The organism is Streptomyces bungoensis, from assembly GCF_001514215.1.
Lineage (GTDB): Bacteria > Actinomycetota > Actinomycetes > Streptomycetales > Streptomycetaceae > Streptomyces > Streptomyces bungoensis.
The window spans coordinates 169,512-191,450 of sequence record NZ_KQ948867.1; the positions used below are offsets into that span (position 1 = coordinate 169,512).

The window sequence follows — 21,939 nt, forward strand, 5'->3', positions numbered from 1 at the left end:
GGCGTGTCCGAATCCGCCTCGTGTGTCATCCGGTGCCCCTTGTGGCGCACCACAGCCGTCCCGGTTTGCCGGGTTGATCACGCTTGTCACCTGCTCACTCCCGCGGGTGATCTGCCGCTGACCCATAGTCCGTTCGGGCCATTCAAGATTGGGCCCGCAGGGGCTGTTGCGCTGTGCCCACCTTCCGTAACGTCCTCAACTGGCGGCGGTGAATATGCCGCTGCCGCCGTGGGGGAGCCTCGATTCGGGAGAGGACGGCGCCGGTATGGGCTGGGTAACCGACTGGAGTGCGCAGGCCGCCTGCCGCACTACCGATCCGGATGAACTGTTCGTTCAGGGAGCAGCGCAGAACAGGGCCAAGGCGGTGTGCACCGGATGTCCGGTACGCACGGAATGCCTTGCGGACGCGCTGGACAACCGCGTCGAATTCGGCGTGTGGGGAGGCATGACGGAGCGGGAGCGCCGCGCACTGCTGCGCCGGCGGCCCACGGTGACCTCCTGGCGCAGGCTGCTGGAGACCGCCCGCTCGGAGTACGAGCGCGGAGCGGGCATCGTGCCGCTCGACAACGACGAGGTGTACGAGAACTACGCGGCGGTGAGCTGAGGCCGTCGCCCTTCCGGCACCCCGGCACGAGCCCCGCACGGGGCGACTCCGGCCGGCCGTCGGGCAGGGGAGGCCATGGCCGGGTCCACGTCTTGGGCTGCGTCATCCGCCGTCAGGGAGCGGCAGCGGATGATGGCCTGTCGCGCCCGCAAGCGGCAGCCGGCCCGCCCGGTCTGCGCCCGCGTGCGCCCGGTGCATGCCGGTTGGGCGTGCGCCACTCGGTGACGGCACGACAGGCCGGCCGCGTGCGCCCCGGCGCTACGACGGCTCCGTGCGCCCCAACGCCAGCCGGTCCCCGATGTCGCGCAGGCCCGTGAGGTCGTGCACGTCGCCGGGCAGGGCGGGCACCTCGACGACCGACACCTCGGGGTGGCGGGCGGTGAACCGGTCACGTGTGCGCTGCTCACGCGCGAGCAGGTGCATGCGCTCGGCGTGCAGCCGCAGCAGGCCGGCGGCCAGCTGGTCGACGGAGCGCTCCGAGGCGGCGGGGGAGCCTTCTTCGGACGCCGAAGCAGGTGATTCTGAAGCGGATGATTCTGAACTGCCGTGCGTGTCGGGAGAGTTACGAAGTCCAGCTTTCCCGTCCCCCTGATCCACAATGCCGGGGTCCTCAAGATTTTCCGCGGCGGCGAGCGCGCGCTCGGCCGACAGGCCGCCCGCGCCACTGCCGTGGACCCGGTTGAGCACCAGACCCACCAGCGGCATGTCCTCCGCGGCCAGCCGCTCCACGAAGTACGCGGCCTCGCGCAGCGCGTCCCGCTCCGGGGCCGCCACCACCAGGAACGCCGTGCCGGGCGCCTGGAGCAGCTTGTACGTGGCGTCCGCGCGCGTACGGAAGCCGCCGAAGGTGGTGTCCATCGCGGACACGAACGTCTGGACGTCCTTCAGCAGCTGACCGCCCAGCAGCTTGCCCAGCGTGCCGGTCATCATCGACATGCCGACGCTGAGGAACTTCATCCCCGCGCGGCCGCCGAGCTTCGCCGGAGCCGTCAGGAGGCGGATGAGCCGGCCGTCCAGGAAGGAGCCGAGCCGCTTGGGCGCGTCCAGGAAGTCCAGCGCCGAACGGGACGGCGGGGTGTCGACCACGATCAGGTCCCACTCGTCCCTGGCCCGCAGCTGGCCCAGCTTCTCCATCGCCATGTACTCCTGCGTGCCCGCGAAGCCCGCCGAGAGCGACTGGTAGAAGGGGTTCGCCAGGATCGCGGCCGCCCGCTCGGCGTCCGCGTGCGCCTCGACGACCTCGTCGAAGGTGCGCTTCATGTCGAGCATCATGGCGTGCAGTTCGCCGCCGCCCTCCGTGCCCTTCACCCGCCGCGGCACGTTGTCCAGCGAGTCGATGCCCATCGACTGGGCCAGCCTGCGCGCCGGGTCGATGGTGAGGACGACCACCTTGCGGCCCCGCTCGGCCGCCCTGAGGCCCAGCGCCGCCGCGGTCGTCGTCTTGCCGACGCCGCCCGAACCGCAGCACACCACGATCCGGGTCCCCGGATCGTCCAGCAGGGCGTCCACGTCGAGCACGCGCGCGGAGGACAGGTGGGGGCGGCCGGTCTCCTGGGCGCCCCCGGTCTGGGCCGGGTCCGGACTCATGACAACCCCTGCTTCCGCAGCTCGGTGGCGAGTTCGTACAGTCCCGCGAGGTCCATGCCCTCCGCGAGCAGGGGCAGTTCGCCCAGCGGCAGGCCCAGCTCGCCGAGGACCGCGCGCTGCTCCTGCTCCAGCGCGTACCGCTCGGCGTACTCCGTGGCCTGCTCCAGCAGCGGGTCCACCAGCCGCTCGGCGTGCCCGCCGCGCCGCGCCCCGCCGAGCCCGGCGGCCGACAGGGACTGCGCGAGGGAGGAGCGCGGCACCGTCCGTACGAGTTCCAGGTCGGCCTCGTCCAACACCTCGGGCCGCACCATGTTCACGATGACCCTGCCCACCGGCAGCCGCGCCGCGCGGAGTTCGGCGATGCCGTCGGCGGTCTCCTGGACGGGCATCTCCTCCAGCAGCGTCACCAGGTGCACCGCCGACTCCTGCGACTTCAGCACGCGCATGACCGCCTGCGCCTGATTGTGTATAGGGCCGATCTTCGCCAGGCCCGCCACCTCGTCGTTGACGTTCAGGAAGCGGGTGATGCGCCCGGTGGGCGGCGCGTCCATGACGACGTGGTCGTAGACGAACCGGCCCGACCTGTCCTTGCGCCGCACCGCCTCGCACGCCTTGCCGGTGAGGAGCACGTCTCTCAGTCCGGGCGCGATGGTGGTGGCGAAGTCGATCGCGCCGAGCTTCTTCAGGGCCCGGCCGGCGCCGCCGAGCTTGTAGAACATCTGGAGATAGTCCAAAAGGGCCAGTTCGGGGTCGATGGCCAGGGCATACACCTCCCCGCCCCCGGGAGCCACCGCGATCTTCCGTTCTTCGTAGGGCAGCGCCTCCGTTTCGAAGAGCTGTGCGATGCCCTGCCGGCCCTCGACCTCGACGAGAAGCGTCCGCTTCCCCTCGGTCGCGAGGGCCAGCGCGAGTGCGGCGGCGACCGTCGTCTTTCCGGTCCCGCCCTTGCCGCTGACGACCTGGAGCCTGCTCACGTCTTCGAGCCTAACCAGTCCGGCTGACACTCACGCGGGAGGCCGTGGATGACAACGGCTACAGTCGGCCCCATGACCAAGTGGGAATACGCAACCGTGCCACTGCTCGTCCACGCCACGAAGCAGATCCTGGACACCTGGGGCGAGGACGGCTGGGAGCTGGTCCAGGTCGTGCCCGGGCCGAACAACCCCGAGCAGCTCGTGGCCTACCTGAAGCGGGAGAAGCAGGCGTGAGCGCGGTCGAGGCCCGGCTGGCCGAACTGGGGCTGACCCTGCCGGAGGTCGTGCCGCCCTTGGCCGCCTACCAGCCGGCCGTGCGCTCCGGCGCGTACGTGTACACCGCCGGCCAGCTGCCGATGGTGGAGGGCAAGCTGCCGGTCACCGGCAAGGTGGGCGCCGAGGTCACCGCGGAGGAGGCCAAGGACCTGGCCCGCACCTGCGCGCTGAACGCGCTGGCCGCCGTGAAGTCCGTCACCGGCGACCTGGACCGCATCGCGCGCGTGGTGAAGGTCGTCGGCTTCGTCGCCTCGGCCGCCGACTTCACCGGGCAGCCCGGTGTCCTCAACGGCGCCAGCGAGCTGCTCGGCGAGGTCCTCGGCGACAAGGGCGTCCACGCGCGCAGCGCGGTCGGCGTCGCGGTGCTGCCGCTGGACGCGCCGGTGGAGGTCGAGATCCAGGTCGAGCTGGCCCCCTGAGGCCGCCGGGCGGTGCCCGCGGAGGTGCCGCCGGGCCGCTGACCTCGGGCAGCCCTCGAACATTCGCCCTACACGGGATAGCCTCCGGCCATGGCGAACGGTCAGTGGTACCCCCCGGAGTGGCCGGACCGCATCCGCGCGCTCGCGGACGGCACTCTCACCCCGGTGTCCCCCCGGCGCGCGGCGACGGTGCTGCTCCTGCGGGACACCACCGCCGGGCCGGTCGTCCACATGCTGCGCAGACGCGCCTCCATGGCCTTCGCCGGAGGCGCGTACGCCTATCCGGGTGGCGGCGTCGACCCGCGTGACGACGACCGCCTGATCCGCTGGGCCGGCCCCCCGCGCGCGTGGTGGGCCGAGCGCCTCGGCGTCGACGAGAGCGGCGCGCAGGCCATCGTCTGCGCGGCCGTCCGGGAGACGTACGAGGAGGCGGGCGTCCTGCTCGCCGGACCCGGCCCGGAGTCGGTCGTCGGCGACACCACCGGCGCGGACTGGGAGGCGGACCGCGCCGCCCTGGTCGCGCGCGAGCTGTCCTTCGCGGAGTTCCTGGACCGCCGCGGCCTGGTGCTGCGCTCCGACCTGCTGGGCGCCTGGACCCGCTGGATCACCCCGGAGTTCGAGGCCCGCCGCTACGACACCTGGTTCTTCGTGGCCGCCCTGCCAGAAGGCCAGCGCACCCGCAACGCCTCCACCGAGGCCGACCGCACGGTGTGGATCCGTCCCGAGGAGGCCGCCGCCGGGTACGACCGGGGCGAGCTGCTGATGATGCCGCCCACCATCGCCACCCTGCGCCAGCTGCTGCCGTACGCCACCGCAGCCGAGGCACTCGCCGCGGCGCCCGCGCGCGACATGACCCCGGTACTGGCCAGTGCCCGCCTGGAGGACGGCCGGATCGTGCTGTCCTGGCCGGGGCACGACGAGTTCACCAAGCACGTCCCGACCGCCCCGACGATTCCCGGTGGAGGCCCCGCATGACCGACGCAGCGGCCCTGCCCGGCCAGCCCCGGGGCGGGGTCCTGTCCGGCCCGGCCACCGAACGGGCCGTCAACGTGCTCGCCCCGAACGCCTCCGCGATGACCCTGGACGGCACCAACACCTGGATCGTGGCCGAGCCCGACTCCGACCTGGCCGTCGTGATCGACCCGGGCCCGCTGGACGACGCCCATCTGCGGGCCGTCGTCGACACCGCCGAGAGGGCCGGCCGGCGCACGGCCCTCACCCTGCTGACCCACGGCCACCCCGACCACGCCGAGGGCGCCGCCCGGTTCGCCGAGCTGACCGGCACGCGCGTGCGTGCGCTGGACCCGGCGCTGCGGCTCGGGGACGAGGGCCTGGCCGCGGGGGACGTGATCACGGTCGGCGGCTTGGAGCTGAGGGTCGTACCGACCCCCGGCCACACCGCGGACTCGCTCTGCTTCCACCTCCCGGCCGACCGGGCGGTGCTGACCGGCGACACCGTCCTCGGGCGCGGTACGACGATGGTGGCGCACCCGGACGGCCGCCTCGGCGACTACCTGGACTCCCTGCGCCGCCTCAGGTCGCTCACCGTCGACGACGGCGTCCGCACGGTCCTGCCGGGCCACGGGCCGGTCCTGGAGGACGCCCAGGGCGCCGTCGAGTACTACCTAGCGCACCGCGCCCACCGCCTCGCCCAGATCGAGACGGCCGTGGAGAACGGCCACCGCACCCCCGAGGAGGTCGTCGCCCACGTCTACGCCGACGTGGACCGCTCCCTGTGGCCGGCGGCGGAGCTGTCGGTACGGGCCCAACTGGATTACCTGCGCGAGCACGGGCTCATCTAGGGCCTCTCGTTCGGATCAGGCCGGGCTCGCGGGCCCTGGAGCCGGGGCCGGTCGGTCCCCGGGGCGCGGGGCCTTCACGCCGTGCACGCGCGCGTACTCCGCGGCGAGCCAGGGGCCGAGGTCGTCCACGTACGACGCCAGGACGGCCGGATCGCCGACCGGCTCGTAGCCGTACTCCGCCGCCGTGCGCAGCTGCCCGGCGCGCTCGGGGTGGTAGGCGCCGCACACGGCGGCCATCTCCCGCAGGTCGCTCGTCCAGCCCTGCCAGCGGGGCATGACGAGCGTGAAGCCGGTGCGCACGAGGTGCCGGGACAGGAAGCGGACGAGCGGCCTGCGGGCGTCCTCGGTGTCCTCGGCCGCCGCGATCCGGCGGCGCCAGCGCGGCAGCAGCCGGCCCAGGTCGCCGTTGGTCTCGCGGGCCAGCAGCGAGTCGGGGCGGTAGCGGGGCAGGTGCGCGGCGAGGTCGTCCCCGAGCAGCGGGGTGCACAGGCAGGCCACGAACCAGCCCAGGTCGTACGTCTCCGGCTCGCTCAGCAGCCGCGCCCGGCCGTACAGCAGCGTGCCGACGCCGTCGATCTGCGCGAACTCCCCGTCCAGCGCCGCCCCGAGGGCGCGTACGGCCTCCCGGTCGGCGTCCTGCGGCTCCTCGCCGAGGGCGACCAGCAGGTCCAGGTCGCTGCGGCCCACGCGCGCGGTGCCGCGCGGGATCGACCCGTAGAGATACGCGCTGTGCAGGCGGGCGCCGAACAGACCGGTCAACCGGTCGCGCGCGGCGGCCACCACCGGGCGGAAGACGGGTGCCACGCGCGCGAGGGAGCCTTCGCGCGCGATGAAGCCCTGGGCGTCGAGACCGTGAGGGGCGGGAGGTTCGGGCAGGCGCATGCGGTCACTGTGCCCGAACCTGCCCCTTCGGGGCGGCAGTCCCCGGGACGGTCAGCGGGAGCGCTTGGCGAGCCTCTCGACGTCCAGCAGGATGACGGCCCGCGCCTCCAGGCGCAGCCAACCGCGCTGGGCGAAGTCCGCCAGCGCCTTGTTCACGGTCTCGCGCGAGGCGCCGACCAGCTGGGCCAGCTCCTCCTGCGTGAGGTCGTGGACGACGTGGATGCCCTCCTCGGACTGCACGCCGAAGCGGCGGGAGAGGTCCAGCAGGGCGCGCGCCACACGGCCGGGGACGTCGGAGAAGACCAGGTCGGACATGGCGTCGTTGGTCTTGCGCAGACGACGGGCCACGGCGCGCAGCAGGGCGCCGGCCACCTCGGGGCGCACGTTCAGCCAGGGCTGCAGGTCGCCGTGGCCGAGACCCAGCAGCTTGACCTCGGTCAGCGCGGTCGCGGTCGCCGTGCGCGGGCCCGGGTCGAACAGCGACAGCTCGCCGATCAGCTCGCCGGGTCCGACGACGGCGAGCATGTTCTCGCGGCCGTCGGGGGAGGTGCGGTGCAGCTTGACCTTGCCCTCGGTGACGACGTACAGCCGGTCCCCGGGGTCGCCCTCGTGGAACAGGGAGTCGCCGCGCGCGAGGGTCACCTCGCTCATGGAGGCGCGAAGCTCCGCGGCCTGCTCGTCGTCGAGAGCCGCGAAGAGCGGGTTGCGCCGCAGAACGTCGTCCACTGAGTTCTCTCCTTGTCGACCTGCTCAGGGGATCTTGCTCCCCCGTGTGCCAGGGGACCGTGTTCCCCATTTTGCCGGACGGTCCAAACAGTGTGATCTGTCACAAGGATGCCGTACAGGTGTCCCAACGTAAGCGGCAGGGGTCCAATCGGGGGCCGATCTTCGGGGAGCGGGGCGATTGTCGGTGCCGGGCTTTAGGCTGGCCGGGTGTCCAAATCGCCGGTGAAAGCACGGGACAAGGGGGCTGAGCGGGTGGTTGCACGTCGCGATTCCGCTGTGGGCGAACAGAGTTCCGGCAGTAGTAATAAAAACGGCAAAGCGGACAAAAAGGAAAAGGTTGCGGCGAAGCCTCCGGCCGCGGAGTCCCGGACCGCGCTCGTCCGCCGCGCCCGCCGCATCAACCGCGAACTCGCCGAGGTCTACCCGTACGCCCACCCGGAACTGGACTTCGACAACCCCTTCCAGCTGCTGGTGGCCACGGTCCTGTCGGCCCAGACCACCGACCTGCGCGTCAACCAGACGACCCCGGCGCTCTTCGCCAAGTACCCCACCCCCGAGGACCTCGCCGCCGCCAACCCGGAGGAGGTCGAGGAGATCCTGCGCCCCTGCGGCTTCTTCCGGGCCAAGACCAAGTCGGTCATAGGGCTCTCCAAGGCGCTCGTGGCGGAGTTCGGCGGCGAGGTCCCCGGGAAGCTGGAGGACCTGGTCAAGCTGCCCGGGGTCGGCCGCAAGACCGCCTTCGTGGTGCTCGGCAACGCCTTCGGACGGCCCGGCATCACCGTGGACACGCACTTCCAGCGGCTGGTGCGGCGCTGGCGGTGGACCGAGGAGACCGACCCCGACAAGATCGAGGCGGCCGTCGGCGCCCTGTTCCCGAAGAGCGACTGGACCGACCTCTCCCACCACGTGATCTGGCACGGCCGCCGCATCTGCCACGCCCGCAGGCCCGCGTGCGGCGCCTGCCCCGTCGCCCCGCTCTGCCCGGCCTACGGCGAGGGCGAGACCGACCCGGAGAAGGCGAAGAAGCTCCTGAAGTACGAGAAGGGCGGCTTCCCCGGCCAGCGACTGAAGCCCCCGCAGGCCTACCTCGACGCGGGCGGCAGGCCGGCGCCGCCGCTGGGGGCCGGATGACGGAACGATCTCGGTGCCCTCGGGCGTTGGACACGGCAGGACGGGGGTGGCGATGACGTACACGCACGACACGCAGGGCGGCCCGGTGGCGCTGAGCAAGGCGGGCCTGCCCGACTGGCTGGACCCGGTGGTGCGGGCGGCGGAGACGGTCCAGCCGATCCAGCTCAGCCGCTTCCTGCCGCCGGAGAACGGCGCGGGACGCCAGTCGGCGGTGCTCATCCTGTTCGGCGAGGGCGAGCGGGGCCCGGAGCTGCTGCTGATGGAGCGGGCCGGCTCGCTGCGCTCCCATGCCGGCCAGCCCGCCTTCCCCGGCGGCGCCCTCGACCCGGAGGACGGCGACCCGGGCGGCGACGGCCCGCTCAGAGCGGCGCTGCGCGAGGCCGAGGAGGAGACGGGCCTCGACCCCGCCGGCGTCCAGCTCTTCGGCGCGCTGCCCGCGCTCTACATCCCGGTCAGCGACTTCGTCGTGACCCCCGTGCTCGGCTGGTGGCGCGAGCCCAGCCCGGTCGGTGTCGTCGACCCGAACGAGACCGCCCGCGTCTTCACCGTCCCCGTGGTGGATCTCACGGACCCCGCCAACCGCGCCACCACCGTCCACCCCAGCGGCCACCGGGGCCCGGCATTCCTGGTCGAATCCGCCCTGGTGTGGGGCTTCACGGCCGGCGTGATCGACCGCCTGCTGCACTTCGCGGGCTGGGAGCGCCCCTGGGACAGGAAGAAGCAGGTCCCGCTCGACTGGCGGTCATGACAGGGTGAACCCCGTGCCGTGTCGTCCCGGGGGCGGTGTGCCCCGCCACCGTGGTGCGCGGGGCCGGGTTCCCGGCCGACCTGCTGGGACCGGAGTGGATAGGCGAGGCCTGAAGCGGTGAACGTGCTGGACATCCTGTTGCTGGTCGCGGCCGTGTGGTTCGCGGTCGTCGGCTACCGCCAGGGCTTCGTCGTCGGCATCCTGTCGGTGATCGGGTTCCTCGGCGGCGGTCTCGTCGCCGTGTACACGCTGCCCGTCATCTGGGACGCCGTGACCGGCGACGCGGAGGTCGGCATGGTCGCCGTCGTCGTCGCCGTGGTCGTCGTCATCGTCTGCGCCTCCGTCGGACAGGCCCTGACCACCCACCTCGGCAACAAGCTGCGCCGGTACATCACCTGGTCCCCGGCCCGCGCCCTGGACGCCACCGGCGGCGCGCTGGTCAACGTCCTGGCGATGCTCCTGGTCGCCTGGCTGCTCGGCTCGGCCCTCGCCCAGACCACGCTGCCCACGCTGGGCCGTGAGGTGCGCGGCTCCAAGGTGCTGCTGGGCGTGCAGGAGGCGCTGCCCGACGAGGCCAACACCTGGTTCAAGGACTTCACCTCCGTCCTCGCGCAGAACGGCTTCCCGCAGGTCTTCAGCCCGTTCTCGAACGAGCCGATCAAGGAGGTCCAGCCGCCCGACCCCGCCCTCGCCCGCAGCCGGGTCGCGACGGGCGCCCAGCGGTCCATCGTCAAGGTGACCGGCACCGCGCAGAGCTGCGGCAAGGTGCTGGAGGGCACCGGCTTCGTGTTCGCCGACCGCCGCGTCATGACCAACGCGCACGTCGTCGGAGGCGTGGACGAGCCCACCGTGCAGATCGGGGGAGAGGGCCGCCGCTACGACGCGAAGGTCGTGCTGTACGACTGGAAGCGCGACATCGCCGTCCTCGACGTACCGGACCTGAAGGCGACCGCCCTCCGGTTCGCCCCGCGGGACGCGGGCGGCGGCGAAGGCGCGATCGTCGCGGGCTTCCCGGAGAACGGGTCGTACGACGTGCGCGCCGCGCGGGTCCGCGGGCGCATCACCGCCCACGGCCCGGACATCTACCACCGCGGCACGGTCAGCCGCGACGTCTACTCCCTGTACGCGACCGTCCGCCAGGGCAACTCCGGCGGCCCGCTGCTCACCCCGGACGGCAAGGTGTACGGCGTCGTGTTCGCCAAGTCCTTGGACGACGCCGACACCGGCTACGCGCTCACGGCCGACGAGATCCGGCAGGACATCGCCCGGGGCCGCACGGCGAACGAACAGGTGGGCACCGACAGCTGCGCCCTGTGACGGCCTGAAGTGCCCGCGGCGTCCGCGTCCGCAGCGGAGGAGTCAGCCGCGCGGGTGGCGCAGGCGTACCGAGACCCAGCGGGCCCGGCGGCGCAGGATGCGCGGAATCCCCACCCTCAACTCCGCCTCCACGAGCTGCGGAGTGCCTCGCTGCGCGGAGACCGGCCCGGCGGCCGGGCGGCGGTTGCGGGGTGCGTCACTGTAGTCGTGCGTCCAGCCCATACCCGGACTTGTGCCCTGCCCCAAGGTCGATAACCGCCTGCGCGCCCCCCAATTGGCCTATGCGGCAGGCATGTGGCCGTTCGACGGACAAGTGTTCAGCAACCGGATACTCCCCGCACCGGTCCGCTCACCGGTCCGGTTCGGGATCCTCCAGCCAGTTGACCAGCTCGGTGGAGAACGCCGCCGGGTCCTCCTCGTGCGGGAAGTGCCCGAGCCCGTCGAACAGGCGCCAGCGGTAGGGCGCTTCGACGTACTCACCGGAACCGGCCGCGCTGCGCGTGCGGGTCACCGGGTCGAGGGAGCCGTGCAGATGCAGCGTCGGCACCCGGACCGGCCGCTTCATCCGGCGGTTGAACTGGATGCCGTCCGGGCGGGCCAGCGAGCGCACCAGCCAGCGGTACGGCTCGATCGAGCAGTGCGCGGTCGACGGGATGCACATGGCCCGCTGGTAGGTCTCCACGGCCTCGTCCTCCGGCAGCCGCGGCCCGGACCACTCCCGGATCAGCCGGCCCACCAGAGCGCCGTCGTCGGCCGTCAGCTGCCGCTCGGGGATCCACGGCCGCTGGAACCCCCAGATGTAGGAACTCGCCGCCGTCTGCCGGGCGTCCCGCAGCATCGCGGAGCGCCAGCGCCGGGGGTGCGGCATCGAGACGACCGCGAGCCGCCGCACGAGCTTGGGGCGCATCGCCGCCGCCGTCCACGCCAGATAGCCGCCGAGGTCGTGCCCGACCAGCGCGGCGTCCGGCTCGCCGAGCGAGCGGATGACGCCGGTGACGTCGAGGGCGAGGTTGGCGGGGTCGTACCCGCGCGGCGTGCGGTCGCTGCCGCCGACGCCGCGCAGGTCCATCGCCACCGCCCGGTAGCCCGCGTCGGCGAGCGCGACCAGCTGGTGGCGCCAGGTCCACCAGAACTGCGGGAAGCCGTGCAGCAGCAGGACCAGGGGTCCGTCGCCGAGTTCGGCGATGTGGAAGCGTGCGCCGTTGGCGGCGACGTCTCTGTGCGTCCAGGGTCCTTCGAGCCGTACGGCCGAAGAAGCGGCGGGCTCCGTCATGACGACGAGCGTGCCACGGCCTCGATGGCCTGCGGCGTCCGGCCCTCGACCGGCTCCGGACGCGGATGCGGCTTGGCGTTCTGCAGCACGCCGGCCGTCTCCTTCACCGACGCGGCCACCTTCTGCGGGCCCTGGCTCTTCTTGGCCTTCTTCGCGAACACCGTGCCGATGAGGGCGAGCAGACCGGCGATCAGCACGTTGGCCGCGAAGGACAGCAGGAAGCAGACGGCCAGGTTCCAGCCGCTCCAGGTCCGGATGCCGTACGCCAGCGCGAAGTTGAGCATCGGCAGGGAGAACAGCAGCACCGCGCCGGCCACCGAGAAGGCGCCGCCGCTGACCGCGCCGCGCTTGACGTCCTGCTTGAGCTGGGCCTTGGCCAGCGCGATCTCGTCGTGCACCAGTGCCGACATTTCGGTCGTCGCCGAGGCGAACAGCTGGCCGATGCTGCGTTCGGCGCCGACCGGGCTGCCGTCGGGTGCGCTCATCGCGTTCTCCCTGTGAAGTCGTGTCTGCCGCATGGGGGCCGTCTTGTTTTGTACCGTCTCGTCAGATCATGCCGGACGACGGTCCTCCTCGCCTGCCCCGCCCGGCACTTCTTATAGCCCGTGGCGCGCCGCCTCGGCCTTCTCGGCGGCGAGGCGGCGGTGCTCGGCGGCCTTGTCCTCGTAGATCCGTGCCATGCGCAGGTGGTAGGCCGGATCGTCCTCCTCGTAGACGTCCGGGATGCCGTCCTGGTCCTCGTCGCGCTCCTCCTCCGCACACAGGCCGCGGTACTTGGCGTTGCGGAGCTTCAGCAGCACCGTGGCGCACAGGGCCGCCAGCAGCGATCCGATGAGGACGGAGGCCTTCACCTCGTCGGTGAGGACCGGCTGCCCGTCGAAGGCCAGTTCGCCGATGAGCAGGGAGACGGTGAAGCCGATCCCGGCGAGGGTGGCCACGGCGAACACGTCGGCCCAGGCGAGGTCCTCGCTGAGGGAGGCGCGGGTGAACCGGGCGGTCAGCCAGGTGCCGCCGAAGATGCCGAGCGTCTTGCCGAGGACCAGGCCGAGCACCACCCCGAGCGTCTCCGGCCGGGTGAACACGTCCACGAGCGCCCCGCCCGAGACCTTCACACCCGCGCTGAACAGCGCGAACAGCGGCACGGCGAGCCCGGCCGACAGGGGCCGCACCAGGTGGGCGATCCGCTCGCCCGGCGCGTGCTCCTCGCCCTCCCGGGTGGTGCACCGCAGCATCAGGCCCATCGCGACGCCCGCGATGGTGGCGTGCACGCCGCTGTTGTACATCAGCGCCCAGATGACGGCTCCCAGCGGCACGTACACGTACCAGCCGCGCACCCCCTTGCGCAGCAGCAGCCAGAAGACCACCAGGCCGGCGGCGGCTCCGCCGAGCGCGGGGAAGTCGATCCGGTCGGTGAAGAACACCGCGATGATCAGGATGGCGATGAGGTCGTCGACGACCGCGAGGGTCAGCAGGAAGGCGCGCAGGGCGCTCGGCAGGGAGGTGCCGATGACCGCGAGGACTGCGAGCGCGAAGGCGATGTCCGTGGCGGTGGGCACCGCCCAGCCCTGGAGGGAGCCGCCCCCGGTCAGGTTGGTGAAGGTGTACACCAGCGCCGGTACGGCCATCCCGCACAGCGCGGCCACCACGGGCAGGACCGCCGCCCGGGGATCGCGCAGGTCGCCCGCGACCAGTTCGCGCTTGAGCTCGATGCCGGCCACGAAGAAGAACACCGCGAGCAGCCCGTCGGCGGCCCAGTGGGCGACCGACAGGTGCAGACCGAGGGCGCCTGGGCCGAAGTGGAGGTGGCTGAGGGACTCGTAGCTGGAGCGCAGCGCCGGGATGTTCGCCCACAGGAGCGCGGCCACGGCCGCGACCAGCAGCAGGAGACCGCCGACGGTCTCGGTGCGCAGCGCGTCCGCGACGACGGTCCGCTCGGGCAGGGACAGGCGTCCGAGGACCTTGCGGGCGGGGTGCGGGGTGCGGGGCGCGGCCACGGTGGCGACCTCCGGGTCGGTACGGCGTCTGTCAGCCGTCGCGGGGTCGCCGACGGCCTCGCCGACCAGACTTCCCGGCACACCATGGAGCTGCCAGTTTACCCGGCTTTACCTTGTGCGGTCGGTGCGGCGCGCGAGAGGGGGCGCTCCACCGGCGCTCGCGCCCCCTCTCGGCACTCTTTCTCAGCTCCTCGTGAGCTCTCTGTCAGCCCTCCGTCAGTCCTCCGTCAGTCCTCGCTCGGTGCCGCCGGGAGCTGGGACTGGATGAGGTCCATGACCGTGGAGTCGGTCAGCGTGGTGACGTCACCGAGCTGGCGGTTCTCGGCCACGTCCCGCAGCAGCCGGCGCATGATCTTGCCGGAGCGGGTCTTCGGCAGCTCCGCCACCGGCAGGATCCGCTTCGGCTTCGCGATCGGGCCGAGCGTGGCACCGACGTGGTCGCGCAGCTCGCCGATCAGCTTCTCGTCCTCCGACGCGGTGCCGCGCAGGATGACGAAGGCGACGATGGCCTGGCCGGTGGTCTCGTCGGTGGCGCCGACGACGGCCGCCTCGGCGACCGACGGGTGCGAGACGAGCGCCGACTCCACCTCGGTGGTGGAGATGTTGTGACCGGAGACCAGCATGACGTCGTCCACCCGGCCGAGGAGCCAGATGTCGCCGTCGTCGTCCTTCTTCGCGCCGTCACCGGCGAAGTACTTGCCCTCGAACCGCGACCAGTAGGTGTCGATGAACCGCTGGTCGTCGCCCCAGATGGTGCGCAGCATCGACGGCCACGGCTCGGTGAGCACCAGGTAGCCACCGCCGCCGTTGGGCACCTCGTTGGCCTCGTCGTCGACGACCGTCGCGGAGATGCCGGGCAGGGCGCGCTGCGCCGAGCCGGGCTTGGCCTCGGTGACGCCGGGCAGCGGCGAGATCATCATCGCGCCGGTCTCGGTCTGCCACCAGGTGTCCACGACCGGCGTCCGGTCCGCCCCGATGTTCTTGCGGTACCAGATCCACGCCTCGGGGTTGATCGGCTCGCCGACGGACCCGAGCACCCGCAGGGAGGACAGGTCGAAGTCGGCGGGGATGTGGTCGCCCCACTTCATGAACGTGCGGATCGCGGTCGGCGCGGTGTAGAGGACCGTGACCCGGTACTTCTCCACGATCTCCCAGAACCGGCCCTGGTGCGGGGTGTCCGGCGTGCCCTCGTACATGACCTGGGTCGCGCCGTTGGCCAGCGGGCCGTAGACGATGTACGAGTGGCCGGTGACCCAGCCGACGTCGGCCGTGCACCAGTAGACGTCGGTCTCCGGCTTGAGGTCGAAGACCGCCCAGTGCGTGTACGCCGTCTGCGTGAGGTAGCCGCCGGAGGTGTGCAGGATGCCCTTCGGCTTACCGGTCGTGCCCGAGGTGTAGAGGATGAACAGCGGGTGCTCCGCCTCGAACGCCTCCGGGGTGTGCTCGGCGGACTGCCGTCCCACCAGGTCGTGCCACCACACGTCCCGCTCGCCGTCCCAGGCCACGTCCTGGCCGGTGCGGCGCACCACGAGCACGTGCTCGACGTTGTCGACCTTGGCGATCGCCTCGTCGACGGCCGGCTTGAGCGCGGACGCCTTGCCGCGCCGCCAGCCGCCGTCGGAGGTGATGACGATCCTGGCATCCGCGTCCTGGATCCGGGTCGCGAGCGCGTCGGCCGAGAAGCCGCCGAAGACGACCGAGTGCGCGGCGCCGATCCGGGCCGAGGCCAGCATCGCGATCGCGGTCTCCGGGATCATCGGCATGTAGATGGCGACCCGGTCACCCTTGCGGACACCGAGCTCCAGCAGGGCGTTGGCGGCCCTGCAGACCTCGTCCTTCAGCTCCGCGTAGGTGATCGACCGGCTGTCGCCGGGCTCGCCCTCGAAGTGGATGGCGACCCGGTCCCCGTGCCCGGCCTCGACGTGCCGGTCCACGCAGTTGTACGCGACGTTCAGCTCGCCGTCCTTGAACCACTTCGCGAACGGCGGGTTGGACCAGTCCAGCGTCTCGGTCGGTTCCTTGGCCCAGGTCAGCCGACGGGCCTGCTCCGCCCAGAAGCCGAGCCGGTCAGCCTTGGCCTCTTCGTAAGCCTCCGCCGTGACGTTGGCGTTCGCGGCCAGGTCAGCGGGCGGCGCGAAGCGTCGCTCCTCCTTCAGAAGGTTGGCCAGGCTCTCGTTGCTCACGACATCTCCCTTTCCCGGGGTGTCCATTGTGTCCCAGGCCACAGCTCATCAGACGTGACGGGTCGATGACAAGGGTTGACGGGAATATTGGTTTAGACCTGTCGTGCGGTGGGCTGCTCACGACCGGCCGTGCACCTTCTCCGCCGCCTTCATGGCCCCTCCGACCTCGTCTCTCACTTCTTCCGTCACCCCTTTCCCATGCCGTTCTCCTGCCTCCTGCGGCACGTGCTCGAACACCTCGCCGTCCGCCTTCCCCGCGAGCAGATACGCCTGTGCCTCGCCCACGTGGAAGTACATCCCGTGCAGCTCGAGCGCACCGGCCGCCAGCGCCCGTGCGACCGGGGTGTGGGCCCGCAGGTGCTCCAACTGCTGGACCACGTTGGTCAGGCACAGCTGCTCCACAGCGTCCGCGGGCGCCCGCGCGGCCAGCCGGGGCCGGGCGCGGAGGTCGCCGGCCATCCGCTCCAGGCTCGGCAGGCCGTGCCTCAGCCACCGCCGCAGCGGGGTCGGCGCACCCCCGGGCCCGGCGGTCAGCAGCGCCTGCATGGCCCCGCACCCGGAGTGCCCGCACACCGTGATGGACCGCACCCCGAGCACGTCCACCGCGTACTCGACGGCGGCCGCCACCGAGTCGTCGCCGTGCTCCTCGCCCGGCGGCGGCACCAGGTTGCCGACGTTGCGGACGACGAACAGGTCGCCGGGACCACTGGCCGTGATCATCGACGTGACGAGCCGGGAGTCGGCACAGGTGAGGAAGAGCTGCGAGGGCCGCTGCCCCTCCCGCGCCAGCCGAGCCAGCTCCTCGCGCACCAGCGGCGCGGTGTTGCGCTGGAAGGAGCTGATGCCGCGGGCGAGCTCGTGGGAGGCCGGCGTGGCGGGGGCCGCCGGCACCCCGGTGAAGCAGGTCTGGTGGTTGCGCCAGGGCGTCCAGGGCCGGCACCGGCACGCCGGCCGCGGGGTCGGGGCGTCGGCCCGGACCGCGCTGCGCCGTCCGGTCAGCTCGGCGGTACCCCCGCGCGCGGTGTGGGCGCTGCGCCAGTCCTGCAGTGACTCGTACGCCGCGTGGTCCATGAACGAACCGTCCAACTCCACCACGGCAGGGGCGCCGTGGGGCACGAGGTGCAGGGCTCTGCTGAGCCGGGGGACGGCCAGGAACGTCAACTGGCCTCTTACGCGGACGTGATGGACTCCTTCCTTCTCGTCGTGCGTGATGCGGGTGCGGGTGAGGCGGCGCAGGGCGAGGGCGACCGCCACGGCGACCCCGAGGGCCACGCCCTGCAGGACGCCGAGGAACACCACCCCGAGTGTGGTGGCGGCGTACACCGGCACTTCACGGTGGCGGGTCACCGTGCGGATGTGGTGCAGGGACACCATCTGGATGCCGACGGCCATCACCAGGGCGGCGAGCGAGGAGAGCGGGATCCGTTCCAGGAGCGGGACCATCAGCAGCGCGGCGACTACTACGAGAACGCCGTGGAACATCGTCGAGTTCCGGCTCACGGCACCGGAGTTCACATTCGCCGAACTCCGCACGGCCACACCCGCGACGGGCAGTCCGCCGAGCGCTCCGGAGACGATGTTGGCGGCTCCCTGCCCCAGCAGCTCGCGGTCCAGGTCCGAGCGGCCTACGCGGGCCTGGGGTCCGGGACGGGACGCGACCAGCTTGTCCACGGCGACCGCGCCGAGCAGCGACTGCACGCTGCACACCAGGGTCGTGCTGAGCACGGCGGCGGCGATGCCGAGCACCGGCCCCTCGGGCAGTCCGGCCAGGGCGTGACTGCGCCAGGACGGCAGGTCGACCCGGGGCAGCGCCAGCCCGGCCAGTGCCGCTGTGGCGGTGGCCCCGGCGACGGCGACCAGGGGGGCCGGGATCCGGCGCAGCAGGCTGCCGGCGCGGCCGGGGACGCGCGGCCAGGCCAGCAGCAGGGTCAGGGTCAGTGCGCTCATCGACACGGCGGCCGGGTCCAGGCGGGCCAACTGGGCGGGGAGGGCCAGCAGGTTGGCGAGGACAGAGCTGTCCGGGCTGCCGCCGAGGACGATGTGCAGCTGGGCCACGGCGATGGTGATGCCGATGCCGGCGAGCATCCCGTGGACCACGGCGGGGCTGACGGCGAGCGCGCCGCGGGCCACGCGCAGGCAGCCGAGGCCCAGTTGGGCGAGTCCGGCGAGGACGGTGATGCCGCAGGTGGCCTGCCAGCCGTAGCGGTGGATCAGGTCGGCGGTGACCACCGTGAGCCCGGCGGCGGGGCCGCTGACCTGCAGCGGGCAGCCGCCGAGCCGTCCAGCGACGAGCCCGCCGACGGCGGCGGCGACGAGGCCGGCCCGCAGCGGGGCACCGGTGGCCAGGGCGATGCCGAGGGACAGGGGCAGCGCGATGAGGAACACCGCGACGGACGCCGACACGTCGGCGCCCTGCGGGCGGAAGCGGCGGCGCCGGGCGGGCGGCGGGCTGTGCGGCGGGTGGGAGTGCTGGGTGTGCGGGGGTGCGCAGGCTGACATGGTCCCGTCTCCTCCGGGTGGCGCGGTCGCGGACTGGTTGGGTGCCCCGTCGGGTGCGGGGGTCGGTCGCGGCCGTGGGGTCACGGCGTACAGCGGCGGGATGAGATCAACGCTCGGTAAACGAACCGTAATGCAGAGTAAAGGTCAGGCATAGCTTTTCAGTGCGAATGGACCGCTTTGTCACCTCTGCGTGTGAACCAAGCAGTTCATCGGCTTGTCGTATTAATTCCCCTTTTGGTCCCGTGCGACCTTGACCGCACTGTCGGCACAGAACCGGCAGAACGCCAGAAAACACCCTCATCAGCGTGTGCCTGAGAGAAGGAAGAAGGTGGGCGGAACATGGCCGCCACCCAGAGGATCGCCGCCGGCGCCATGGCCGCCGCGGCCTGCGCCGCGTCGTTGGCCGGTTGCTCGACCGGCTCCCACGGCTCCGAAGAAGGAACGTCCGGCCCGCAGAAAGGAGCTCCGGCACCCAACAGCGTGCTCCGCCTGATCGGCGACGGATCCACCGCCTACACCGGTGCGCAGCCGCACCTGCCCGTCCCGGAGCGGCTGAAGCCCGGTGAGAAGCCCCCGCAGTTCGTGGTCTTCTCCTGGGACGGGGCGGGGGAGGACAGTCAGAAGCTGTTCTCCCACTTCCGCAAGGTCGCCAAGGAGAACCACGCGACGATGACCTACTTCCTCAGCGGCGTCTACATGCTGCCGAAGGAGAAGCGGGACCTGTACAAGCCGCCGCAGCACGAGCCGGGCAGCTCGGAGATCGGCTTCAACGACGAGCAGGGCATCGCGGACACCCTCAAGCAGGTGCGGCTGGCCTGGCTCGAGGGCAACGAGATCGGCACGCACTTCAACGGCCACTTCTGCGGCCCCGACGGCGGGGTCGGCGAGTGGTCCGTGGAGGAGTGGAAGAGCGAGATCGCCCAGGCGAAGGCGTTTGTGAAGAACTGGAAGACCAACACCGGCATGACGAGGTCCGCCCCGCTGCCCTTCGACTACGACAAGGAACTGATCGGCGCCCGCACCCCCTGCCTCGAAGGCCAGAAGAACTTCGTCAAGGCGGCGAGCCAGATGGGCTTCCGCTACGACTCCAGCGGGGTCAACAACCAGGTGTGGCCCAAGAAGCGGGAAGGGCTGTGGGACGTGTCGATGCAGCTGGTCCCCTTCCCGGGACACACCTACGAGCAGCTGACCATGGACTACAACTTCATGGTCAACCAGTCCGGCACCCAGACCCAGGGCGACCCGGACAAGTTCGACTACTGGGGCGACCAGATGCGCGACGGCCTGCTCAAGGGCTTCTACCGCGCCTACGACGGCAACCGCGCGCCCCTGATCATCGGCAACCACTTCGAGTCCTGGAACGGCGGCACCTACATGCGGGCCGTCGACGAGGTGGTGAAGGAGGTGTGCAACAAGCCCGAGGTGCGCTGCGTCTCCTTCCACCAGCTCGTCGACTGGCTGGACGCACAGGACCCGCAGACGCTGAAGCGGCTGCGCACCCTGGAGGTGGGCGAGGCGCCCCGGCAGGGCTGGGCGTCCTTCCTCTCCGGCCATCCGGCCCCGGCGCCGAAGGGCGTTCCCGGGGCCCCGGCCGTCAGACAGTAGGCCTCACGCGGGAGTTGCCACGCCCTCGCTGAGGACGAAGCCGGGGTCGACCTGCGCCGCCAGGTCGGCCCCGGTGCGCTCGTTGCCCCACGCCTCGGCGTTCTTCACGTGGAAGTGCACCATCTGGCGCGTGTAGCGCTCCCAGTCGCGCAGTTCGTAGGTGGCGTCGGCGGCGGCCCGCAGTGTCCTCAGCGCACGGGAGTTGGCCTCCTCCAGGAGGTCGAACCGGGGCGGGCGGCCCTTCTCCATGGCGCGCACCCAGTCCGAGTGCCCGACCGTCACCAGCAGGTCGTCCCCGGCCTCCGCGCGGAGGAAGTCGATGTCGTCCTGTGCCTGGACCTTGTTCCCGACGACCTTCAGGGCCACGCCGAAGTCGCGGGCGTACTCCTTGTACTGGCGGTAGACGGAGACCCCCTTCCGGGTCGGCTCGGCGACGACGAACGTCATGTCGAAGCGGGTGAACAGGCCGGAGGCGAAGGAGTCCGAACCCGCCGTCATGTCGACCACGACGTACTCGTCGGGGCCGTCGACGAGGTGGTTCAGGTACAGCTCCACCGCTCCCGTCTTGGAGTGGTAGCAGGCGACCCCCAGGTCGGCGTCCGTGAAGGGGCCGGTGACCATCAAACGGGCGGCGCCGCCGTCGAGTTCCACCGGGCGCGCGCAGGCGTCGTAGATCGCGTTGGGCTCGCGCACCCCGACCAGCCGGGAACCCTCCCCGGGCGGGGTCGTCTTGATCATCGTGGCGGCGGAGCCGATACGCGGGTTGCAGCCGCGCAGGTAGTCCTTGATCAGCGTCAGCCGTTCGCCCAGGGCGGGCAGGGCGGCCGCCTCCGCGTCCTCGAGGCCGAGTGCGGGGCCGAGGTGCTGGTTGATGTCCGCGTCGATGGCGACCACCGGCGCGCCGGCGGCGACGAGGTGGCGGACGAACAGGGAGGAGAGCGTGGTCTTGCCGCTGCCGCCCTTCCCGACGAAAGCAATTTTCATGTTCACCAAGCGTAGTAGCGTGATTGCTCTATGTGGCGTTCGGAGTGAAGAAGACCACTCCTTCGTGGGGTGCGGGCGAGAGGTGCGTAGGGTCGTACTCATGAGTACGACAGGCGCGTCCGCCGATCCGCTCGCGGCCCTGGGCTCGCTGCCCGGCGTGGCCGAGTCCGTGGAGTCCGTGCGCAAGGCCGTGGACCGGGTGTACGGGCACCGCGTCATGCGGCGCCGCAGCAACGAGATCACCTCCGAGGCCGCGCTGCGCGGCGCCCGCGGCTCGGCGGCGCTGTCCGGCGCCGACTGGGCGCTGGAGGAGGTGCGGCGGCGCACCGACTTCAGCGCGGACGCCGAGGCGCGCGTCATCGGAGCGGCGCTCAGGCTGACGGCCGAGGCGGGCCAGCTGCTGTCCATCTGGCGCCAGTCGCCGCTCAGGGTGCTGGCCCGGCTGCACCTGGTGGCCGCGGCGAGCGAGGACGGGGCGGTCGGACGGCCGCGGCAGGCGGGCGAGCCGGTCGACGAGCCGCTGATCGAGCTGCCGCTGCCGGACGCCCGGGAGGTCTCGGGCCGGCTCGAGGGACTCGCGGACCTGATCATCGCGGGCAGCTCGGCCCCGGCGCTGGTGACGGCCGCCGTGGTGCACGGCGAGCTGCTCGCGCTGCGGCCCTTCACCTCGTACAACGGCGTGGTCGCGCGCGCGGCCGAGCGGATCGTGCTGATCGGCAGCGGTCTCGACCCGAAGGCGGTCTGTCCGGCGGAGGTGGGTCACGCGGAACTCGGCCGCGCCTCCTACCTCGCCGCGCTGGACGGGTACGTCTCGGGTACCCCGGAAGGCATGGCGGCGTGGATCGGCCACTGCGGCCGCGCGGTGGATCTGGGCGTGCGCGAGTCGACCGCGGTGTGCGAGGCGCTGCAGCGCGGGGCGGCCTGAGCGCCGGAGC

General features: G+C 72.0%; 21 protein-coding genes. 10 read left to right on the forward strand and 11 right to left on the reverse strand.

The features are described from left to right. The first annotated feature begins 265 nt into the window (after window positions 1-265). Window positions 266-604 (forward strand): transcriptional regulator WblA, encoded by a 339-nt coding sequence (wblA, locus tag AQJ66_RS28025; RefSeq protein ID WP_018547931.1) that lies wholly within the window; start codon window positions 266-268, stop codon window positions 602-604. Between the two features lie 258 nt (window positions 605-862). Here wblA and bagB read toward each other — a convergent pair whose 3' ends face one another. Both bagB and bagA read right to left on the reverse strand, forming a co-directional pair. Further along, the gene (gene bagB / locus AQJ66_RS28030; RefSeq protein WP_061927612.1) at window positions 863-2,191 is read right to left on the reverse strand and encodes an ATPase BagB; all 1,329 of its coding nucleotides are present in this window, start codon (window positions 2,189-2,191) and stop codon (window positions 863-865) included. After that, complete coding sequence (bagA, locus tag AQJ66_RS28035) at window positions 2,188-3,165, reverse strand: ATPase BagA (protein ID WP_061927614.1); 978 nt, start codon at window positions 3,163-3,165, stop codon at window positions 2,188-2,190. Before bagA ends, bagB begins: the two co-directional genes overlap by 4 nt. A gap of 72 nt (window positions 3,166-3,237) precedes the next feature. On the opposite strand from bagA, the gene sp36 reads away from it, so the two are divergent. The 4 genes from sp36 (at window position 3,238) to AQJ66_RS28050 (ending at window position 5,662) form a co-directional block, all read left to right on the forward strand. Continuing rightward, window positions 3,238-3,399, forward strand: coding sequence for a Sp36 family protein (gene sp36, locus AQJ66_RS38555; RefSeq protein WP_003975360.1), 162 nt, complete (start codon window positions 3,238-3,240; stop codon window positions 3,397-3,399). Beyond that, the gene (locus tag AQJ66_RS28040) at window positions 3,396-3,860 is read left to right on the forward strand and encodes a RidA family protein (RefSeq protein WP_061927616.1); all 465 of its coding nucleotides are present in this window, start codon (window positions 3,396-3,398) and stop codon (window positions 3,858-3,860) included. Before sp36 ends, AQJ66_RS28040 begins: the two co-directional genes overlap by 4 nt. A 90-nt stretch (window positions 3,861-3,950) precedes the next feature. Further along, window positions 3,951-4,835: an NUDIX hydrolase gene (locus tag AQJ66_RS28045; RefSeq protein WP_061927618.1), complete on the forward strand. Its 885-nt coding sequence runs from the start codon at window positions 3,951-3,953 to the stop codon at window positions 4,833-4,835. Beyond that, window positions 4,832-5,662 (forward strand): MBL fold metallo-hydrolase, encoded by an 831-nt coding sequence (locus AQJ66_RS28050; RefSeq protein ID WP_061927620.1) that lies wholly within the window; start codon window positions 4,832-4,834, stop codon window positions 5,660-5,662. The genes AQJ66_RS28045 and AQJ66_RS28050 overlap by 4 nt, the downstream gene beginning before the upstream one ends. 15 nt (window positions 5,663-5,677) lie before the next feature. On the opposite strand, the gene AQJ66_RS28055 is transcribed toward AQJ66_RS28050, so the two are convergent. Together AQJ66_RS28055 and AQJ66_RS28060 are read right to left on the reverse strand one after the other, a co-directional pair. Beyond that, window positions 5,678-6,544, reverse strand: coding sequence for a nucleotidyltransferase domain-containing protein (locus tag AQJ66_RS28055; protein ID WP_061927622.1), 867 nt, complete (start codon window positions 6,542-6,544; stop codon window positions 5,678-5,680). Between the two features lie 51 nt (window positions 6,545-6,595). Beyond that, window positions 6,596-7,270 (reverse strand): Crp/Fnr family transcriptional regulator, encoded by a 675-nt coding sequence (locus AQJ66_RS28060; RefSeq protein ID WP_030734182.1) that lies wholly within the window; start codon window positions 7,268-7,270, stop codon window positions 6,596-6,598. Between the two features lie 276 nt (window positions 7,271-7,546). Here AQJ66_RS28060 and nth point away from each other — a divergent pair, with 276 nt between their 5' ends. From nth to AQJ66_RS28075, 3 genes are all read left to right on the forward strand, one after another. Next, complete coding sequence (gene nth, locus AQJ66_RS28065) at window positions 7,547-8,401, forward strand: endonuclease III (protein ID WP_061927624.1); 855 nt, start codon at window positions 7,547-7,549, stop codon at window positions 8,399-8,401. Between the two features lie 52 nt (window positions 8,402-8,453). After that, entirely contained in the window at window positions 8,454-9,149 is a 696-nt protein-coding gene (locus AQJ66_RS28070) for an NUDIX hydrolase (protein WP_061927626.1), read from the forward strand. Between the two features lie 117 nt (window positions 9,150-9,266). Next, the gene (locus AQJ66_RS28075) at window positions 9,267-10,466 is read left to right on the forward strand and encodes a MarP family serine protease (RefSeq protein ID WP_061927628.1); all 1,200 of its coding nucleotides are present in this window, start codon (window positions 9,267-9,269) and stop codon (window positions 10,464-10,466) included. Window positions 10,467-10,508: 42 nt separating this feature from the next. Here the strand turns inward: AQJ66_RS28075 and AQJ66_RS37850 are convergent, their stop codons facing one another. The 6 genes from AQJ66_RS37850 to AQJ66_RS28100 form a co-directional block, all read right to left on the reverse strand. Then, window positions 10,509-10,688 carry a hypothetical protein gene (locus tag AQJ66_RS37850; RefSeq protein ID WP_079060476.1) on the reverse strand — a complete coding sequence of 60 codons (180 nt, stop codon included), beginning with the start codon at window positions 10,686-10,688 and terminating at the stop codon, window positions 10,509-10,511. A 127-nt stretch (window positions 10,689-10,815) separates the two neighbouring features. After that, on the reverse strand, window positions 10,816-11,739 hold the full coding sequence (locus tag AQJ66_RS28080; protein ID WP_061927630.1) for an alpha/beta fold hydrolase: 924 nt from the start codon (window positions 11,737-11,739) through the stop codon (window positions 10,816-10,818). Beyond that, window positions 11,736-12,224, reverse strand: coding sequence for a phage holin family protein (locus AQJ66_RS28085; protein WP_061927632.1), 489 nt, complete (start codon window positions 12,222-12,224; stop codon window positions 11,736-11,738). Before AQJ66_RS28085 ends, AQJ66_RS28080 begins: the two co-directional genes overlap by 4 nt. A gap of 111 nt (window positions 12,225-12,335) precedes the next feature. Further along, window positions 12,336-13,733, reverse strand: coding sequence for a Na+/H+ antiporter NhaA (nhaA, locus tag AQJ66_RS28090; protein ID WP_061927678.1), 1,398 nt, complete (start codon window positions 13,731-13,733; stop codon window positions 12,336-12,338). Window positions 13,734-13,960: 227 nt separating this feature from the next. Next, complete coding sequence (gene acs, locus AQJ66_RS28095; RefSeq protein WP_061927634.1) at window positions 13,961-15,916, reverse strand: acetate--CoA ligase; 1,956 nt, start codon at window positions 15,914-15,916, stop codon at window positions 13,961-13,963. 117 nt (window positions 15,917-16,033) lie between these two features. After that, on the reverse strand, window positions 16,034-18,415 hold the full coding sequence (locus tag AQJ66_RS28100; protein WP_061927636.1) for a SulP family inorganic anion transporter: 2,382 nt from the start codon (window positions 18,413-18,415) through the stop codon (window positions 16,034-16,036). Between the two features lie 339 nt (window positions 18,416-18,754). Here AQJ66_RS28100 and AQJ66_RS28105 point away from each other — a divergent pair, with 339 nt between their 5' ends. Then, window positions 18,755-20,020: a polysaccharide deacetylase family protein gene (locus tag AQJ66_RS28105; RefSeq protein WP_061927638.1), complete on the forward strand. Its 1,266-nt coding sequence runs from the start codon at window positions 18,755-18,757 to the stop codon at window positions 20,018-20,020. A gap of 3 nt (window positions 20,021-20,023) precedes the next feature. Here the strand turns inward: AQJ66_RS28105 and AQJ66_RS28110 are convergent, their stop codons facing one another. After that, window positions 20,024-21,004, reverse strand: a complete 981-nt coding sequence (locus tag AQJ66_RS28110; protein WP_208611475.1) for an ATP-binding protein — start codon at window positions 21,002-21,004, stop codon at window positions 20,024-20,026. A gap of 100 nt (window positions 21,005-21,104) precedes the next feature. On the opposite strand from AQJ66_RS28110, the gene AQJ66_RS28115 reads away from it, so the two are divergent. Continuing rightward, window positions 21,105-21,929 carry a Fic family protein gene (locus AQJ66_RS28115; RefSeq protein ID WP_061927641.1) on the forward strand — a complete coding sequence of 275 codons (825 nt, stop codon included), beginning with the start codon at window positions 21,105-21,107 and terminating at the stop codon, window positions 21,927-21,929. The last annotated feature ends 10 nt before the right edge of the window (window positions 21,930-21,939 follow it).

Coding starts and splice junctions, on each gene's coding strand:
- AQJ66_RS28055 (WP_061927622.1), bottom strand. CDS start 6,544: ATGCGCCTGCCCGAACCTCCCGCCCCTCACGGTCTCGACGCCCAGGGC.
- wblA (WP_018547931.1), top strand. CDS start 266: ATGGGCTGGGTAACCGACTGGAGTGCGCAGGCCGCCTGCCGCACTACC.
- AQJ66_RS28080 (WP_061927630.1), bottom strand. CDS start 11,739: ATGACGGAGCCCGCCGCTTCTTCGGCCGTACGGCTCGAAGGACCCTGG.
- AQJ66_RS28105 (WP_061927638.1), top strand. CDS start 18,755: ATGGCCGCCACCCAGAGGATCGCCGCCGGCGCCATGGCCGCCGCGGCC.
- AQJ66_RS28045 (WP_061927618.1), top strand. CDS start 3,951: ATGGCGAACGGTCAGTGGTACCCCCCGGAGTGGCCGGACCGCATCCGC.
- bagB (WP_061927612.1), bottom strand. CDS start 2,191: ATGAGTCCGGACCCGGCCCAGACCGGGGGCGCCCAGGAGACCGGCCGC.
- AQJ66_RS28115 (WP_061927641.1), top strand. CDS start 21,105: ATGAGTACGACAGGCGCGTCCGCCGATCCGCTCGCGGCCCTGGGCTCG.
- AQJ66_RS28050 (WP_061927620.1), top strand. CDS start 4,832: ATGACCGACGCAGCGGCCCTGCCCGGCCAGCCCCGGGGCGGGGTCCTG.
- AQJ66_RS37850 (WP_079060476.1), bottom strand. CDS start 10,688: ATGGGCTGGACGCACGACTACAGTGACGCACCCCGCAACCGCCGCCCG.
- AQJ66_RS28100 (WP_061927636.1), bottom strand. CDS start 18,415: ATGTCAGCCTGCGCACCCCCGCACACCCAGCACTCCCACCCGCCGCAC.
- sp36 (WP_003975360.1), top strand. CDS start 3,238: ATGACCAAGTGGGAATACGCAACCGTGCCACTGCTCGTCCACGCCACG.
- AQJ66_RS28110 (WP_208611475.1), bottom strand. CDS start 21,004: ATGAAAATTGCTTTCGTCGGGAAGGGCGGCAGCGGCAAGACCACGCTC.
- AQJ66_RS28085 (WP_061927632.1), bottom strand. CDS start 12,224: ATGAGCGCACCCGACGGCAGCCCGGTCGGCGCCGAACGCAGCATCGGC.
- AQJ66_RS28070 (WP_061927626.1), top strand. CDS start 8,454: ATGACGTACACGCACGACACGCAGGGCGGCCCGGTGGCGCTGAGCAAG.